The following is a 16,385-nucleotide window of genomic DNA, read 5'->3' on the forward strand; positions in this document are numbered from 1 at the left end:
GGGCGCGAGATCGCGGTGCTGCCCTGGGCTCCGGAGCGGGACCTGCCGGAGGTTCTCGACGAGGTCGCCGACCAGCTGTGATCCAGCAACGGCTTCTCGTGCGTGGGTTCCATCAGATGGAACGGCATCTGGCCCGCCTCGTTCCCGGCGAGGAAGCCTGACGGAGTCGCGGACGCGCTGTGGCTGATCTCGCCCGGCGATCCGCGGTGGACGGCCGTCCACGTGCTCTGTTCCACGATGCCGGGAAAGACGTGATGAAGCGATGAAGCCGTACGGCGGGGCCGGGGCGCAGGTGTTGCGTCTCCCCCTTCCAGGAGCGCCCGGAGAGTGCCGGGACGACTGCCCGGCCAAGTCCGAGTTCGCGGAGCTGGCCGCGCTGGTGCGAGCCGCCGACCTCGATCGTGGCCTGGACATCTTCGCTCCCCCGACCCGGCCCAGGGCGCTGGCCTGGTACCGGTGGATGGTGGGCCACCAGGCGGCCTTCCTGGAATGGCAGCTTTTGCGCGAGACGCTGGCGGACGCCGATCCCGTTCCCGCGGAGGCCGCCGTCCGGCTACTGGACCTCTACTCGGTGCTCCTGCTGTATTCGGGCAGTTGCCCGCCCGAGATCTACGAGCAGTCGATCCGGCCGCGGATGACCGAGTGGCATCCGGCGTTCAGCGGCGAATGGGCGCGCGACTACAGAGGGCTTCCCTACCTGCTCAAACAGGCGGCCGACGAGTCTCCTTCCGATGTGCGGCCGGCCATGCGGCGCAACCTCCGGGTGCACACCGCGGTGGCCGCCCGGCTCGTACCGCAGGGAGGCTCGTTGCTCCAGGACGCCGGGCGGCGCGCGGGCGACGATCCGTCGACGGAGGAGTCCGACCTGTACGACGACTTCTTCCTCACCCAGAGGGCACCCGTGTGCGCGCACGCCACGCGGCTGCAACTCCTGTACCGCCTGATCAAGATCATTGCCGACCTGGCCGGCTCCGGGCTGTACTACCTCGACCGGCCGGTCTCGGCGAGCGCGCCGGACGACGACCGGCAGGACATCGCCGACCTGGAGCGGACCACGTCCCGCCTGCTCAAGCAGCAGGTCAGAAACCTCGTCGCGGTGCCGGAGAGCACGGCCGCCCAGCGCCCCGCGCCGCCTGCCTCCGCACCGCTCGCCCCGATCTCCGGAGGAATCATGACTCTGCCCAAGGACGTCGAAGTCACCGACGAACTCCGCCGGTACATGGTCGACCACGGCTCCCCGCCCGACGACGTGGCCGAGGAGCTGATCGCACGCACCAATGAGCTCGGCGACATCGCCGAGATGCAGATACCGCCCGAGCAGGGCTCCCTGCTGACCCTGCTGGCCCAGCTCGTCGGTGCGCGTTCGGTGGTGGAGGTGGGGGCGTTCACGGGTTACTCCACGCTCTGCCTGGCCCGGGGGCTGCGCCCGGACGGCCACGTGCTGACGTGCGACCTGTCCCGGGAGTGGACGGACATCGGGCGCGAGGCCTGGCGGCGGGCAGGTGTCGAGGACCGGATCGAGGTACGCCTGGGGCCGGCCTCCGAGACCCTGGCCGGGCTGCCCGAGGAGCCCAGCGTCGACCTGGCGTTCATCGACGCCGACAAGCCCAGGTACATCGGCTACTGGGAGCAGTTGGTGCCCAGGATGCGGCCCGGCGGGATCATCGCCGTCGACAACGTCTTCTACGGCGGCGACGTGGTGGACGAGGAGGCGGTGGGCAACGCGGCGGCCATCCGCGCCTTCAACGACCACGCGCAGGCCGACCCTCGCATGGAGCAGGTCATGCTGCCCATCGCCGACGGCCTGACCCTGGCCCGCAAGCCGCTCGCCACGACTGGAGACCGCAGATGACGTCCGCCGCCACCCCCTTGCCGCTGATGCGCCTGACCTCGGGCGTGTACGCCTTCAAGGCCCTGGCCCTCGCCACCGAACTGGGCGTGTTCGCCGAACTGTCCGGCGGCCGCGGGCTGACCCTCGACGACTTCGCCGAACGCCACCGCATCGAACGGCGTCCCGCCGAGCTGCTGCTGACCGCCTGCACGGCGCTGGGGCTGCTCCGGCTCGACGAGAAGGGCGTCTACTCCAACACCCCCATGTCCGAGAAGTACCTGGTGCCGGGCAAGCCCTACTACTTCGGTGGCTGGGTCACGCTCGTGGACCGCCACGAGTATCCGGCCTACCTCGAACTGGCCGGCTCCCTGCGCGGCGATCATCCGGCCACCTGGGACCCCGAGCGTCAGGAGTCGCTCTTCGCTCCGGACGACCCCGTGATGACCGAGCACTTCTGGGAGGGCATGCACGCGCTGTCCGGATATACCGGCCGGATGCTCGCCAAGGCCCTGGACCCCTGGCCCGTCCGCCGCCTCCTCGACGTCGGCGGCGGTGGCGCGGCCTTCGCCGTCGAGCTGTGCCGCGGCCACCCGCAACTCCGTACGACGATCTTCGACCTTCCGTTCGTCTGCGAGCTCACCGAACCCCGGATCATCGAAGCCGGGCTGGAGGACCGGATCAGCCTGGTGGCCGGCGACTTCTTCACCGACCCGCTGCCCGGCGGGCACGACGCCGTGCTGCTGTCGAACATCCTGCACGACTGGGGCGAGAGCGACGTACGGAAGATCCTGCACGCCTGCGCCGGCGCCCTGCCCCCGGGCGGACTCCTGCTCATCTGCGAGTCCTTCGTCGACGACGACAAGCAGGGACCGCCGCTGGCCGCGCTGATGAGCCTCAACATGCTGATCGAGACCTGGGGCAGGAACTACACCGCCGCGGAGTACTCGGCCTGGCTGCGCGCCGAGGGCCTGGAACCCGAGGGCGTCCTGCCGTTCGAGGGCCTTGGCGCCAACGGCGTCCTGATCGCCCGCAAGACTTCCCCGGAGGAGTGAGAACCTCATGTCCGGACGCCACCCGGCGGAGCCGTGGCGCATCAAGATGGTCGAACGGCTGCCGGTCACCACCCGGCAGGAGCGGCAGCGGGCCCTGCGGGACGCGGGATACAACATCAGCCTGCTGCGCTCCGAGGACGTGTACATCGATCTGTACACGGACTCGGGCACCAACGCCATGTCGGACCGCCAGTGGGCGGCGCTCATGTCCGGCGACGAAGCCTACGCCGGAGCGCGGAGTTTCTACCGGTTCGAAACCGCGGTGCGTGATCACTACGGCTACGAGCACGTCATCCCCACCCACCAGGGCCGCGGCGCGGAGAACATCCTCTCCCGCGCCCTGATCCGGCCCGGCTGCCACATCCCCGGCAACATGTACTTCACCACCACCCGCGCCCACCAGGAGCTCAACGGCGGCACCTTCCACGACGTCATCATCGACGAGGCCCACGATCCGGGCTGCGAGCACCCCTTCAAGGGGAACATCGACCTCGCCAAGCTGGAGCGGCTCATCCACGAGGTGGGCCCCGAGCACATCCCGTACGTGTCGGTCGCAGCCACCGTCAACATGGCGGGCGGGCAGCCGATCAGCATGGCCAACCTGACCGCCGTACGCGACCTCACCCGGCGCCACGACATTCCGATCATCCTGGACGCCGCCCGCGCCGTGGAGAACGCCTGGTTCATCCGGCAGCGGGAACCGGGCTGGCAGGACCACACCGTGGCCGGCGTCCTCCGGGAGCTCTGCGCGCGCACCGACGGCGCCACCATGTCCGCCAAAAAGGACAGCCTCGCCAACATCGGCGGCTGGCTCGGCGTCCGCGACGCCGGCCTGGCCGAGCAGGCCCGCAATCTCGTCGTGCTGTACGAGGGCCTGCACACCTACGGGGGCATGGCGGGACGCGACATGGAGGCCGTCGCCGAAGGCATCGCGGAGTCCGTACAGGAGGAGAACATCCGGGCCCGCATCGACCAGGTCGCCTATCTGGGGCGGCAGTTGTCCGACGCGGGGATACCGCTCGTCCACCCCATCGGGGGCCACGCCGTCTGCGTCGACGCCGCGGCCACGCTGCCCCACCTGCCCCGCGACGAGTTCCCGGCCCAGACCCTGGCCGCCGCCCTCTACCTCGACTCCGGCGTCCGTGCCGCCGAACGCGGCACCGTGTCCGCCGGCCGCGACCCCGACACGGGCGGCAACCGCCATCCCCGGCTCGAACTCATCCGCCTCACCATCCCGCGACGCGTCTACACCCAGAGCCACATGGACGTCGTGGCCGACGGCGTGATCAGCGTGTACAAGCAGCGGGACCTGCTCGACAGCGGTCTGCGGTTCGTCCATGAGCCGGACGTGCTGCGCTTCTTCCAGGCCCGCTTCCTGCCCACCGCTCCGGACTCCATCCTGACCCGGCCGGCACGGGAGCCCTGAGACCGTTCGTTCCGACGTGCACGAAAATTCGGTGGCCCGCACGGCGCGCTCCGGCGCACACTGAAACCGTGATTACGGAGTGTGTCCGGTTGCATCGGGATCTGTGTGGGGCGCTGGTCCCTGGCGCCGGAATGGAAGCGGTGGCGGCGGAGCTGTCACGCGTGATCGCGACCGTGGTGCCGCACGACGCGCTGCGCTGCGGGACGAACAATCCGTCGTCGGGCCCGGGCATCACCACGCTGGCGTTCTGGCACGGATACACGCCCGATCTCGGCCGCGACCTGCTCAGGCCGGACCGTGTGGCGGAGTACATGGGGGAACTGGCCCATCTGGCGCTGAAGCAGGTCCCTGTGACGGTGGCCCGGCAGGCGCGGCCGGGCATGCGCGACCGGCTGCTGAACGAACACGGGGCCGGCGAGGAGCTGTGCCTGGCGCTGCGGTCCGCGCAGGGCGTGTGGGGCGTGCTCTGCCTGATGCGGGCGGCGGGCGCCCGTCCGTTCGACGACGCCGACGCACGCCGGCTGGCCGGCGTCGGGCCCGCGCTGGTCGCCGCGTTTCGCGGCTATGTGACGGCCTCGCCGGCCACGTCCCTCCCACCCGAGCCGCCGCCGGGCATGCTCGTCGTCGGGGCGGACAGCCGGATCAAGACGATGACGCCGCAGGCGCGGCCGTGGCTGGCGGCGATGAGAACGCACCTGGCCGTACCCGAGTGGCTGGCCGACTGCTCGTTCTCGTGCCTGGCGGCGGCGGCGCGCGAGCACCCGAGGCACCTGCGGCTCTGCGTGCCCTCGGTGGGATGCGGCTGGTGGACCACGATCGAGGCCCAGCGGCTCGGGGACGACGGAGACGTGGCGATCATGATCCAGCGCGCGACCGGCACGTCGCTGATGCCCTCGTTCTGCGACTGGTACGGGGTCACCGCCCGCGAACGCCAGATCATGCAGCACCTCTACAGCGGGTCCGCGCCCAAGCAGATCGCCCGCGCGCTCGACCTGTCCGTCTACACGGTCGGCGACCATCTCAAGGCTCTCTTCCGCAAGACGGGCACGAGCGGACGCGATGAACTCATCGCCTCGCTCAACACGTGACGTGCCCGCACGCGTAACACCGGCCCCGATATCCCACGCCCGGCATGGGATATCGGGGCCGGTGTAAACGACCGGTCAGGGGGTCGTGAAAAGCCACCATTGGGGGGTGCCGTTCTGCGCGCAGAAATACGACACCCATTGACCGGCCTGCTGCCCTTGGTTGCCGGACACCCAGCAGACCTCGTAGCTGGCATAAGGGCCGTACACGGACTGGGCCGTCGCGGGAGCGACGCCGGCGCCCAGCGCCAGGCAGAGGGCGCCGGCAAGGCCGGCGAACAGACGGGCTCGATAACGCATGATCGTTTTCCTTTTTCCTGTGATGGTCGTCGGGCTCGGGCCCGAAGAGGTGGACGTGTGCCACGACGGGGTGAGGTCAGATGTTGTGCGAGAAGTCCCCGCCGAAGCCCGCGATGAAAACGTGGCTGTCGATCTGACCGGCGGCGAAGTACATCGAGATCCCGCATCCGAAGTTGATGCCGTCGCGGCCTACGGGGAAGACGTTGTTCGCGCTCAGGCCGTGCACGTGATCACCTTCGATTTTGAGGTCGTCTCTGGCCAGGATGCGGTTCGGGCCGTCCCAGACGTGCACGTGGAGGAGCGAGCTGGTCTCCCGCGCGTGGAAGAGGATGAGCACCCTGTCCAGGGTGGCCCGGCGGTCCTCGACGATGACGGGGGTGGGAATGGCCAGGTGGATCCAGTCGCCGCCGTTTGCCGGGAGCGAGAAGGTGACGCCGAATCCCTGGCGGAACGCGCTCGTACCGGGATTCTCGGCCACAGCCGTGAAGCCGTGCTGCCATGACGCGTACAATTTCGACATTGTCTTTCTCCTTGCGGTTCTGGCCGGCTGTTGATTTCGTGGTGACCCCGGAATCCGGACCCGTTCGGGTCTTTACGGTCCGGCTCTTTCTGTTGGCTCAACGATAAAATGCCTTGGGCAAATCTTGATATCCCTAAGGTTAGGGATGCGCATTTCCCAGAAAAAGCACATCAATAGGGCAAAATTCGCCGCAGCATTACCATGGGTGCGCGGATATGCCGTACGTCCTCGTATCAGTTCAGGAGAGGAGGCAGCGCGCCCGCGCCGGCGGCGGTCCTTCGGGTGCGGCGCCAGACCACCGCGATCCGCGCGATCAGGCCGAACAGTGGGAGCGTGCCGATCAGCCGGCTCAGGGTCAGCGGCGGGCCGGGTTGCTCCAGCACGTTCAGGTGGCGCAACTCGCCAACACCTTCGCCGGCCGGACCCGTACGGACATTCGGCACCCACATCCTTGATCACGGTTTGGTGTCGTGCGACCAGCCGATCTTGACGTGGGAGCGCACATAAGACGTTATTAGAACGTCTGTTCCCATTCGTGCAGGAGGTCTTTGTGCGTCACCCACTGGTTCGCCGATTAGCCGCTTACTGCGGCGCCGCCGGCCTGATCATCGGCCTGCTCACTGTCGCGGCCCCCGCCGCCTCGGCGGCCGGCACCACGACCGACCTCGGGGTGGCCGACTCCTGGACCGCCGACCTGGCCGTCGGTGGCGGCCGGGTGTTCGTGCGCGCCGACGACCGGATCATCGTGACCGACACCGGCGGAAACCTCACCGGCGCGGTCACCGGCCTGTCCGGCGTCCGCGGGCTGGCCATGAACGCGGACGACACCCGCCTGTACGCGGCGCTCGCCGGCTCGAACGAGGTGGTCGAGATCGAGACCGCGAGCCTCGCCGTCACCCGGCGGATCGACCTGGCCCACCTGTGCCCGTCCACACTGGCGTTGCTGGGCGAGCGGCTGTGGGTAGGGCACGGGTGCGACATCGGCCCTGGCGGCGTCGTCGGCCTGGATTTGAGCGCGGCCAGACCGGTGCCGGTGGCGGTCGGGGGCGAGCACCTGCGCGCTCCCGTGCTCTCGGCCGCCGGCGACACGCTCGTGGTCGGCCAGGCCCACCTGCACCGCACTGACATGCTGGTCTACGACGTCGGCGACGGCACCCCGGAGCTACGCGGCACGATCGACGGCGATGAGTGGGACATGCACTACCTGAGCGACCTCGCCTTGACCGCCGACGGCACCACCCTGTTCTCCGCGGCCGACACCCCCGGTCACTTCACCAGGTACGACACCAGGACTCTGGTGCCGACCGGCACCTACGGCGACGACGACGACTGGTACGGATATCCGTCGGCCGTGGCGCTCGGCTCGGGCGACGCCTACGTCGCCGCGGGACGCCAGTGGGGCAGCACCGACCTCACGGTCTACGACGTCGCGACCGGCGAGGCGATGTTCGCGGCCGACCAGCCGGACGCCGAACTGCTCCCGAACGGCGTCGCGTTCTCCGGCCCGGACGTCTTCGTGCTGCTGCGGAGCTCCGCGGACCGGCTGCTGCTGTGGCGGGTGACGGGCGTCGCGCTGCCGGCATCCAGTCTGACGGTGACGGCCCCGGCGCGCGCGTACATCGGCTCGCCGGTCACCGTCGAGGGACGGCTCACCGGCTCCGACGGCAAGGCGCTCGGGCTCAAGCCGCTCACGGTCACCCGTCATCTGCTCAACGGGACGAAAGAGCCGCTCACCGGCGTGACGACGCAGCAGAACGGCACATTCACTTTCGAGGACACGCCGCCGGACACCGGTCAGGTGACCTACTTGGTGTTCTGGGACGGCGACGACCACCACCGCCGAACCAGCGCCTCCGTCACCGTGACGGTCAGGCAGAGATCCACCCTCACCACGGACGGGCCGTAGTCAGGCGCCGTCTGCCCGGCCATGGAGCCGACCGGCGCCGTAGAGCCCGATGGATGCCGAGCAGGGGACGAGGCTCCGTCGCGGTAGGGTTCTGGCGGACTTTCTTTGAGGTGGACGGCACGGGTGAGTAAGGCTAATGAGCTGATCGGCGCGGCGATGGAGGCCCTTGCCCGCGAGGATGAGGCGGCCTTCGACTCCGCCGCCGCCTTCCTGGCCGACCGGGACGACGCCGATCGCGTGCTGGTGGAGGTTGCGACCCGTGCGATCGAGGGTTTGTGGCGGAACGGCTGGCAGCCCGCCGACGTGGTCAGGATCGCGGCCAGGCGGCTGACCGACTGGCACGGGCGGGTGGCGGCCGACCTCATCGCCTGGGAGATGCGGGCCTACGCGCCGGCCACGGTGGATGAGCGCTGGCGCGACCAGCTCGCCGGCCTCGAGGCCGCGGTGTGGTGGAAGGGCGACTACCTGGCGGCTCGGCAGGCGCGCGACGGGGCCGGCCGGCTGGTGACCGTCTCCGGTGGGCTGGAGCTGCTGGGGTTGCTGACCGGGCTGCCGCGGCTGGAGTCGTTGAGCCCGCGGCCCGGGGCCGCTCGCCGTACGGTCCGGGCACGCCCGCACGCGGTCAGCGAGAAGACGTTCGCGCGGGTACGGGCGCTGCTCGCCAAGGCGGAGTCGACGACGTACGAGGCGGAGGCGGAGACGTTCACGTCGGCGGCGCAGAGCTTGATGGCGAAGTACAGCATCGACGCGGCGATGCTGGACGCACAGCCAGGCGGAGGTGAGGCCCCGGCGGGCATCCGGGTCGGCATCGACGCGCCGTACGAGCAGCCCAAGGCCGTGCTGCTCAACCTCGTCGCCGAGGCCAACAGGTGCCGGGTGATCTGGTCGAAGGAGCTGGGGTTCGCCACCGTGCTGGGGTTCTGGGCGGACCTGTCCTGGGTGGAGGTGCTGTTCACCTCGCTGCTGGTGCAGGCGCAGACCGCGCTGGTGAACTCGGGCACCAAGAAGCACGGCACCGGCCGGTCGAGGAGTAAGACGTTCCGCCAGTCGTTCCTGTCGGCGTTCGCCTCCCGGATCGGGGAGCGGCTCGCCGCGGCCACGGCGGGTGCGGTCTCGCAGGAGAGCGCCGACCGGGGCACCGACCTGGTGCCGGTGCTGGCGGCCCGCGAACAGGAGGTGGAGCAGGCGGTCGAGCGCATGTTCCCGGACCTGGTCTCGCACGCGATCCGCACGTCCTGGGACCGGGAGGGCTGGGCGGCCGGCCGTACCGCCGCCGATCAGGCCAACCTCGGGGCGCGAGAACGATAGCGCCTGCAAGTGTCCCTGGCGGTAGCCGTCCAAGGACTCGACGACACGGACGGTCGACGTGCTCGATTTTCTGCAGGTGGCATTCCAGCGACCTGCAGAATACTCAGAACTCCGCAGACTATTACGCGAGGGAGTCGAGACGCTTGCGTCCCTTGTCCGTCAACGACGCCAGGTGTACGCCTACACCGAAGGTGGTGAAGCCCGACCTGGCCGCGTTCGTGAACTCTGCGATCACCAGGTCTGACGGGAACTCCTTGACCAGGACGTCATAGGCTGCGAATCCGTGGTCCCGGACGGCGGCGAGGATCCTGTCCGTGTTCAGCTCGGGGTGCTCCACGATCTCCTCCAGCAGGTCGCCTTGCCCTTTACAGTCTCACCGACTGCCGAGACCTGTCATCCTCAAACGACTTTCTTGGTATCCGGTCCCGGCTTCTCTGTGCGGGCCCGGTCCGATATCGGCAGCTTCTGCCTCGTCCACGTGCTGAAACAGCTCGTTCGCGAGCCCGTGGAGGATGCCTCCTTGCCACACCCCTCAGCACAGAGCTTCACACCCGCTTACTGCCTCTGTCCGTTTTGAGCAGGAAGGGGAACCCTCCGCCAGGCCGTACCGCATCAGAGCCCAAGACCGCCGGGGCCCTGCTCATAGCGTCTTGAGAGCGGGAGTTCCGCCGAATTGCCGAAGCCGGGCCGGGCCGTTGCTAGAGTGATCCGCTCGATTGAGTCGATCAAGAGGACGGGCCATGAACAAATCGAACGTCTACCGAATCGGACGCACGGTGCTGGCAGTGGCGGTGGCGGGAGCAGTCACGTCGATCGCCGTCGCGCCCCCCGCGCTCGCCGCTCAAAAGGCCACGCTGGGGCCGTACGGATATGGCAGCCTGAAGCTCGGCATGAGCGCCACGAAGGCCAAGGCGACCGGCACGGTCGTCCGCAAACCAGCGGGAGACCACGCCGGGTGCACGGGCTGGGACCTGAAGGAGAAGCCGTACGGCGAATACCAGGTTGGGGCGATCATATCCAAGAGGTACGGGCTCACCATGATCGTCGCGCACGCCGGCATGAAAACGCCCAAGGGCATCCGCTTCGGCTCCACCAAGGCGCAGCTCAAAGCCGCCTACCCCGACCTGCGGCGCGGCCCGGGAGGCTTCCCCACTGCCGGCGTGCCGGGCAACAAGAAGGCTTATTACCTCTTCTACCTGTCCTACAAGGACAACCGGGTCGCCGGAATGTCGCTGGTTCTCGCCAAGCACGACTGCCGCAAGTACTAGAGATGCTTGCTCGGCATCACCGCTAACCCTGCCGATAAGTCATCCGTACAGGCTTTCCTGGCCCTTTTCGTCCCGGAGGACCGGGCCTTCCTTGCGGCTCTCCTGACCTCGCTGCCGCGCGACGCCCTGCGCGGGCTCCGGCCACTCATCCGCCCGGACGGCCGCCTACTGTGCGCTCCGTTCGCGCGCTCGTTTGTGGCTGGTCAACGAGAATCCGTCATCACGGCGAACTCACGGCTTTCGGTACCAAGGTCGCGCCCTCCACCGTCTGGGAGATTTCAACGGCGCGCTGCTCGGCATGGACCCGAACACCCTCGAACTGAACAAGTTCTCCGAGGACTACTTCGAACCGGTGTACTACGGCCCGCCGGGCATCGCGGCCGGCGGCTGAGGGATACTGCTCCTCCTGGAAAGGCGCAAGCGGCACACGATCGTGTTGGAGGCCAGACACCGAGGATGAACGCCGCCTGGCCCGTGTGCTCCAGAAGTACCTGACCAACCTCAACGACCAGCGGATCGTCCGCCGAAAACCCGTCGTCGCCGGCATGATCAGCGAATCCCACCACGCCACATAACCGCAGCTCAGGACGCGTAGCTCAATAGCGCCCGGGGCCGCCTGGCGATCTTCTCTCGCGATCGAGCGTTTCCGAGAACCCGAGGGCACGCCGCTGCGTCACCACCACGCCGAACTTCTTTGAGCCGGCGCGTAATGATGAGCTCGCTCCACACATAGGAGGCATGTCTGTATTTCGTGCTGACTAAGGAATCGCTCATGGGAACCGCCCGTGGATGACGAACGGCTGGCCAGATTCGAGGCCGTCTACCGGGAGACATATGGCCAGATCACAGCGTATGCCGTACGCCGCTGCGACTCACCGCAGGATGCCGCGGACGTGGTCGCGGAGACCTTCACGATCGCCTGGCGGCGGATGGACGATCTGCCGTCAGGGGAAGAAGCCACGTTGTGGCTCTACGGCGTGGCACGCAACGTGCTGGCCAACCACCACCGTAGCGAGGGCCGCCGCAAGGCCCGCAGTGCCGAGCTCGATGTAAGGATGGCCGACCGGTACGCCGACTCCCCCGAGAGCAGGCTCGAACGGGAGGCGATCACCCAGATATTTCGGACCCTGACCGACGATGACCGGGAATTGCTGGCGCTGGTCGCCTGGGAGGGCCTCGACCCCAAGGGCATCGCCACGGCGCTGGGCCTGTCGCGCAACGTCGTACGCGTCAGACTCCACCGCGCTCGCCGGCGCTTTTCCCGCGCGCTGACCGAAGCGGGCATCTGTTCAACGCCGGAAAGCCGGCTTGCGCCGGCGGAGAGGTCGCTGTGAAGAACGCCGACGAGATCGACGCCATGACGAGGTCGCTGGCCCGGGTCGCGCCGGGACAGCCAGGAGGCCACCCCTCCGACGCGGAGGCACAAACGCTGCTGACCTTGATCACAACTGAGGACCCCGCCACAGCCGCCCCCCGACCACGCCTTGCCCGCCCCCAGCGTGTCCGGCGCCTGCCATGGCGAGCGGGTGTCGTCGGGCTTGTCGCGGCTGCGGGCGCAACGGCGATATTCCTCGGTCAGGTCACCCCCACGGCGGTGCCCTCCCCCGGCGGCACCTCCCTGTCGGGCGCCTCGATCCTGCTGGCCGCCGCCGCCAAGGCCGAAGCCGCCCCTGAAGGGGCCTACTGGCACCTCAAGACGTTGTACGCAGGATCGCGGCCTGGGCCGTACGGCAAGGAGGGCAACACCTACCACCTGGAAACCTCCAGTCTCTCGGAGAAGTGGGTGGCCAAGGACGGCCGGACCTGGATCGGCCGCAGGCAGCTGGCGGCGCGCCCCCTGGACCTGGACGCCTGGCGCCGCGACGGCTCGCCGACCGAATGGCCGGTAGGGAGGGACCCCGGCCCCCCTTACTCCACCTCGCCCGGCGAGGGCACACTCAGCCGGCTCAGGGGAGAGCAGAAACTCCACTGGAGTGCCATGCCCCTGACCCTGAAGGAGATCGAGGCGCTGCCCGCCGATCCTGAAGCGCTGAAGAAGCGGGCCCTTGAGGCGATCCGCAGAGACAACGGCGTCGCTCCGGCGCAGGACGCCCTGCCGCGCACCTTGGCCTCGCTCCTGTACGAACTGCCCGCCTCTCCCAAGGTGCGCAGCGCCGCCTACCAGGCGCTGGCGACGATGCCCGCGGTACGGGTCGAAGGCCCGGCCACCGACCCGCGAGGGCGCTCAGGTATCGCCGTGACCTTCCTGATCCAGGGGGACCGAACCCCCCGGAGCAGGCTGATCGTCGACCCCGACACCTCCAAGGTGCTGGCCGTCGCAGTCAATGACGTGGTCGAAGTGGTGCTGGAGTCCGGCTGGACCGATACCAAGCCATCCCCGCCCTCAACTGAGTGAAGGCCACCGGGCCGGCCCTCCTGTCTGATGGCGAAGTCGGCGCCAGAGGCGTACCAGCCACCCTCTGGCGCCGCCCCCGTACGTCAGGCGAACGAGGCGAGCGATCCGATGGCCGTGAGGAGCAGCGTGGACCTGATGCCGGGGGCGACTCGGCACCCGCTGGCATTGATCGTGCGGATGGCGCGGGAGAACCCGACCTGGGGGCACCGGAGAACCCCAGGCGAGTCGGCCCGCCTGGGGCCTCCACGGTTTGGGAGATTCTGCAGGCCGGCATCGATCCGGCGCCCTACCGGGCCGGGCCGGCCTGGCGACAGTTTCCGACCTACCAAGCCCACGCGATCAGTGATCGCACACCCGGCCGGGGCGTGGGCGGTACAGCAGGCTCGCAACCTGGCGATGGACCTCGACGATCTTCGCCTGGCCTCCTGCGTCCGGCATACCGCGGACATACCGCGCACCACTACTTTGGCGTGCATGTCTCCCTCGTGGCGGCGACTCGCCGTCCTGATGCTGGTCGCCGCGTTCCTGGTGCCGGCCCCTCCGGCCGCCGCGGCCGCGTTGTCCGACGCGGGCTTCTTCGGCAGGTGGAGCGCCGGCGCCTGGACGGTGGGACCGCGACTGAACTATGCGCACGCGGGCCTGAAGCCCGTGGAGAGCGCGGTGAAGGCGGGCAACTACGCGCTGGCCAAGCAGCGGCTGCTGGACTATTACCGCGCGCGCCCGGCCATCGAGGCGGGCGGCTTCTCGCACACGACCTGGCCGGGCGTGCTCGAGTTGACGCCCAGCCACATCTGGACGCTGGGATCGGGCGAGGTCTACGTCAAGACGCTGACCTTCGGCCCGGGGGAAAAGACGGTCACCGCGGACGTCACGAGCAGCATCGCCAGCGGCAAGCCCGGGTTCTTCCTGATGAGCCGCCACAAGGACGCGGTCATCGCCCTCATCAACAGCAGGAGCAAGGGGTCGGGCAAGCCCACCCTCCGCCTGACCCTGGCCGACGGCTCGGTGAAGACCCTGCACCCCACGCACGACACCTACATCTGGCAGGCCCACCCGGGCAGCGTGTACGGCACCAAGTACTACATGCAGGTCAGCGACCAGGGCCTGGGGCCGTTCACCGGCGAGACGCGCAAGGCGTACCTGGGGTTCGACCTCGGAGGCGTCGCCGGCGTGAAGAAGGCGGAGCTCACGCTGACCGGCACGGCCGAGACGGCCAAGGACATCATGCTGTACGGCAACGCCGAGACCTTCGACGAAGCCACCCGCACCTGGACGAACACCGTACAGAACACGTTCTCCTGGGAGGGCGACCCCGGCGGCTTCGACTGGAAGCTCCCCGACGGCGCCGACAATGAATACCTCTACCAACTCCCCCGCTTCTATTTCGCCGGCCCGCTGGCACTGGAGTACCAGAAGACCGGCAACGAGCAGCACGCACGCACGCTCATCGGCCTGATGACCGACTTCATCAAGGACGCCGACGTCTATGACGCCGACCAGGGCGCCGGTTCCTATCCGGGCAACCTGCACGCCGCGCGCCGCCTGCACAACTGGATCGCGGCGTACGAGATCCTGCGCAAGAGCCCGTCGCTGACCCCCGAGGCCAACGCCGCGATCCTCAAGACGATGAACCGGGCCGGCCTCTATCTGCAGGTGAACGTCAACGGCACGCCGAACAAGATGCAGTCACAGAAGATCACACTGCTGCACGCCTCCGTCTACTTCCCGGAGTTCCGCGTCGCGCCCGCGTGGCGGACCAACGCCGCCGACTTCCTCTCGGCCCAGCTCAACGACTCGACCTACGCCGACGGTGGCTACAAGGAGTCCACGGACGCGTACCTGCGGGGCTACCTCAGACAGTACGTGGACGTCGTCGCCTTCATGCGGCGCAACGGCATCACGTTCACCGCCACCGCCAAGCTGCGGCAGCTGAGCCGCTTCCTCATGGACCAGAGCTATCCCAGCGGGTACGGCCCGGCCTACGGCGACAGCGATTCCCTCGACCTGCGCAGCACCTTCGAGAAGCTGGGCGAACTGCTCGACGACCCCGAGCTCCTCTACGTCGGCACTTCCGGCAAGTCGGGCGAGAAGCCGGCGCACACCTCCGCGCTCTACCCGGACACCCGGGTCGCGATCTCCCGCTCCGGCTGGACCGCCGACGACTCCCATCTCCGGATCAACGCCGACCGCGGCAACCACAGCCACCCTGACGAGCTGGCGATCACCGCCTATGCGTACGGCCGGCCGCTCCTGCCCGACATGGGCACCTTCACCTACAGCACGGACGCCCGCGCGAAGTGGCTGCGCCTGACCACAGAGGCGCACAGCACGATCGAGATCGACGACCAGCCGCAGACCTCGACGGCGGCGGGCGGGATCTCGCATCTGATCACCAACCCCGCTTTCGACGTGATCGGCGCCAACACCGAGAGCTCCGCCGGTGCTCGCCACGAACGATCCGTCCTGTCGCTGCACTCGGGCCTGTGGGTGGTCTCCGACCGGCTCAAGCCGGTGGACACCGTCAAGCAGCACCGCTACGAGCAGAACTGGCACTTCGCCGCGGACGCCAACCCCTCGATCCGCTCCGGGACGGAGGCCACGACCACCGCCTTCGCCACGGGCGCGAACCTCGCGATCGTCCCCGCCGACCCGGCCGAGGTCGCCTCCACCCTGCGCGACGGCTACTACGCGCCGCGCTTCTACGCGGTGGAGAACGCGAAGTACGCCTCCTACGTCAAGACGGCCCCCGGCCAGACGACCTTCGACACCCTCCTGCTGCCGTCCAAGGGCGCAGCCGACACCTCGGCGACGGTGGAACGCCTCCCGGTCGCCGCCGCCCAGCCGTACGAGGCGACGGCCCTGAGCCTGAACGACACGGCGGTCTACTACAAGTCCTGGACCGCGAAGACGCCGCGCACGTTCGGGTCCTACACCTTCGACGGCAAGTTGCTCTACGCCGACGCCGGGACGATCGTGATGGTCGACGGCTCGTCGGTCGAACGTGCCGGCGCGACCCTGGTCAAAGCACCGGCCGCGGTCAAGGACCTGGCCGTGACGTTCGGCGGGGACGGGACCGTACGCATCGACGGCAGCGGGCTGACCGCGAGCACCGACCCGGCCAAGGCCATCGCGATCGCGGCGCCGAATGCCGCCAAGGTGATCCTCAACGGCAAGGCCGTTCCCTTCCAACGCGAAGGCGCGCTCATCTACGCGGCCGCCTGAAGGCCCGGATCGTCGAGGTGCGGGTACGGCGCAGGGCTGGAACCACTTGCCCGCCGGCGTCCTTGGCGATCA

General features: G+C 68.8%; 14 protein-coding genes. 10 read left to right on the forward strand and 4 right to left on the reverse strand.

Annotated features, from left to right (window positions below):
* The first annotated feature begins 262 nt into the window (after nucleotides 1–262).
* From C4V41_RS65785 to C4V41_RS06575, 4 genes are all read left to right on the forward strand, one after another.
* On the forward strand, nucleotides 263–1,852 hold the full coding sequence (locus C4V41_RS65785) for an O-methyltransferase (protein ID WP_327536224.1): 1,590 nt from the start codon (nucleotides 263–265) through the stop codon (nucleotides 1,850–1,852).
* Nucleotides 1,849–2,883, forward strand: a complete 1,035-nt coding sequence (locus tag C4V41_RS06565; RefSeq protein WP_103954887.1) for a methyltransferase — start codon at nucleotides 1,849–1,851, stop codon at nucleotides 2,881–2,883. Before C4V41_RS65785 ends, C4V41_RS06565 begins: the two co-directional genes overlap by 4 nt.
* A 7-nt stretch (nucleotides 2,884–2,890) precedes the next feature.
* Nucleotides 2,891–4,309, forward strand: coding sequence for a tryptophanase (locus C4V41_RS06570; protein ID WP_103954888.1), 1,419 nt, complete (start codon nucleotides 2,891–2,893; stop codon nucleotides 4,307–4,309).
* 161 nt (nucleotides 4,310–4,470) lie between these two features.
* Nucleotides 4,471–5,397: a LuxR C-terminal-related transcriptional regulator gene (locus tag C4V41_RS06575; protein WP_160150195.1), complete on the forward strand. Its 927-nt coding sequence runs from the start codon at nucleotides 4,471–4,473 to the stop codon at nucleotides 5,395–5,397.
* A 75-nt stretch (nucleotides 5,398–5,472) separates the two neighbouring features.
* Here C4V41_RS06575 and C4V41_RS06580 read toward each other — a convergent pair whose 3' ends face one another.
* From C4V41_RS06580 to C4V41_RS61700, 3 genes are all read right to left on the reverse strand, one after another.
* Nucleotides 5,473–5,694 (reverse strand): hypothetical protein, encoded by a 222-nt coding sequence (locus C4V41_RS06580; RefSeq protein ID WP_103954890.1) that lies wholly within the window; start codon nucleotides 5,692–5,694, stop codon nucleotides 5,473–5,475.
* Nucleotides 5,695–5,770: 76 nt separating this feature from the next.
* Nucleotides 5,771–6,214 (reverse strand): DUF6623 family protein, encoded by a 444-nt coding sequence (locus C4V41_RS06585; protein WP_103954891.1) that lies wholly within the window; start codon nucleotides 6,212–6,214, stop codon nucleotides 5,771–5,773.
* 233 nt (nucleotides 6,215–6,447) lie between these two features.
* Nucleotides 6,448–6,612, reverse strand: coding sequence for a hypothetical protein (locus tag C4V41_RS61700; RefSeq protein ID WP_160150196.1), 165 nt, complete (start codon nucleotides 6,610–6,612; stop codon nucleotides 6,448–6,450).
* Between the two features lie 152 nt (nucleotides 6,613–6,764).
* On the opposite strand from C4V41_RS61700, the gene C4V41_RS06590 reads away from it, so the two are divergent.
* Nucleotides 6,765–8,120: a YncE family protein gene (locus C4V41_RS06590; RefSeq protein WP_103954892.1), complete on the forward strand. Its 1,356-nt coding sequence runs from the start codon at nucleotides 6,765–6,767 to the stop codon at nucleotides 8,118–8,120.
* 123 nt (nucleotides 8,121–8,243) lie between these two features.
* A complete protein-coding gene (locus C4V41_RS06595; RefSeq protein WP_146103567.1) occupies nucleotides 8,244–9,428 on the forward strand; it encodes a DUF2786 domain-containing protein in 1,185 nt (394 codons plus the stop codon).
* A gap of 121 nt (nucleotides 9,429–9,549) precedes the next feature.
* Here C4V41_RS06595 and C4V41_RS06600 read toward each other — a convergent pair whose 3' ends face one another.
* On the reverse strand, nucleotides 9,550–9,765 hold the full coding sequence (locus C4V41_RS06600; protein WP_103954894.1) for a hypothetical protein: 216 nt from the start codon (nucleotides 9,763–9,765) through the stop codon (nucleotides 9,550–9,552).
* Nucleotides 9,766–10,168: 403 nt separating this feature from the next.
* Here C4V41_RS06600 and C4V41_RS06605 point away from each other — a divergent pair, with 403 nt between their 5' ends.
* From C4V41_RS06605 to C4V41_RS06620, 4 genes are all read left to right on the forward strand, one after another.
* Nucleotides 10,169–10,696: a hypothetical protein gene (locus C4V41_RS06605; RefSeq protein WP_200823796.1), complete on the forward strand. Its 528-nt coding sequence runs from the start codon at nucleotides 10,169–10,171 to the stop codon at nucleotides 10,694–10,696.
* A gap of 785 nt (nucleotides 10,697–11,481) precedes the next feature.
* The gene (locus C4V41_RS06610) at nucleotides 11,482–12,030 is read left to right on the forward strand and encodes an RNA polymerase sigma factor (protein WP_103954895.1); all 549 of its coding nucleotides are present in this window, start codon (nucleotides 11,482–11,484) and stop codon (nucleotides 12,028–12,030) included.
* A 23-nt stretch (nucleotides 12,031–12,053) separates the two neighbouring features.
* Nucleotides 12,054–13,091 (forward strand): CU044_5270 family protein, encoded by a 1,038-nt coding sequence (locus tag C4V41_RS06615; RefSeq protein WP_235030037.1) that lies wholly within the window; start codon nucleotides 12,054–12,056, stop codon nucleotides 13,089–13,091.
* Nucleotides 13,092–13,565: 474 nt separating this feature from the next.
* Nucleotides 13,566–16,313: a heparinase II/III family protein gene (locus tag C4V41_RS06620; protein WP_146103568.1), complete on the forward strand. Its 2,748-nt coding sequence runs from the start codon at nucleotides 13,566–13,568 to the stop codon at nucleotides 16,311–16,313.
* Nucleotides 16,314–16,385 lie beyond the last annotated feature (72 nt).

It is taken from the genome of Nonomuraea solani, from assembly GCF_900108335.1.
Taxonomy (GTDB): Bacteria; Actinomycetota; Actinomycetes; order Streptosporangiales; family Streptosporangiaceae; genus Nonomuraea; species Nonomuraea solani.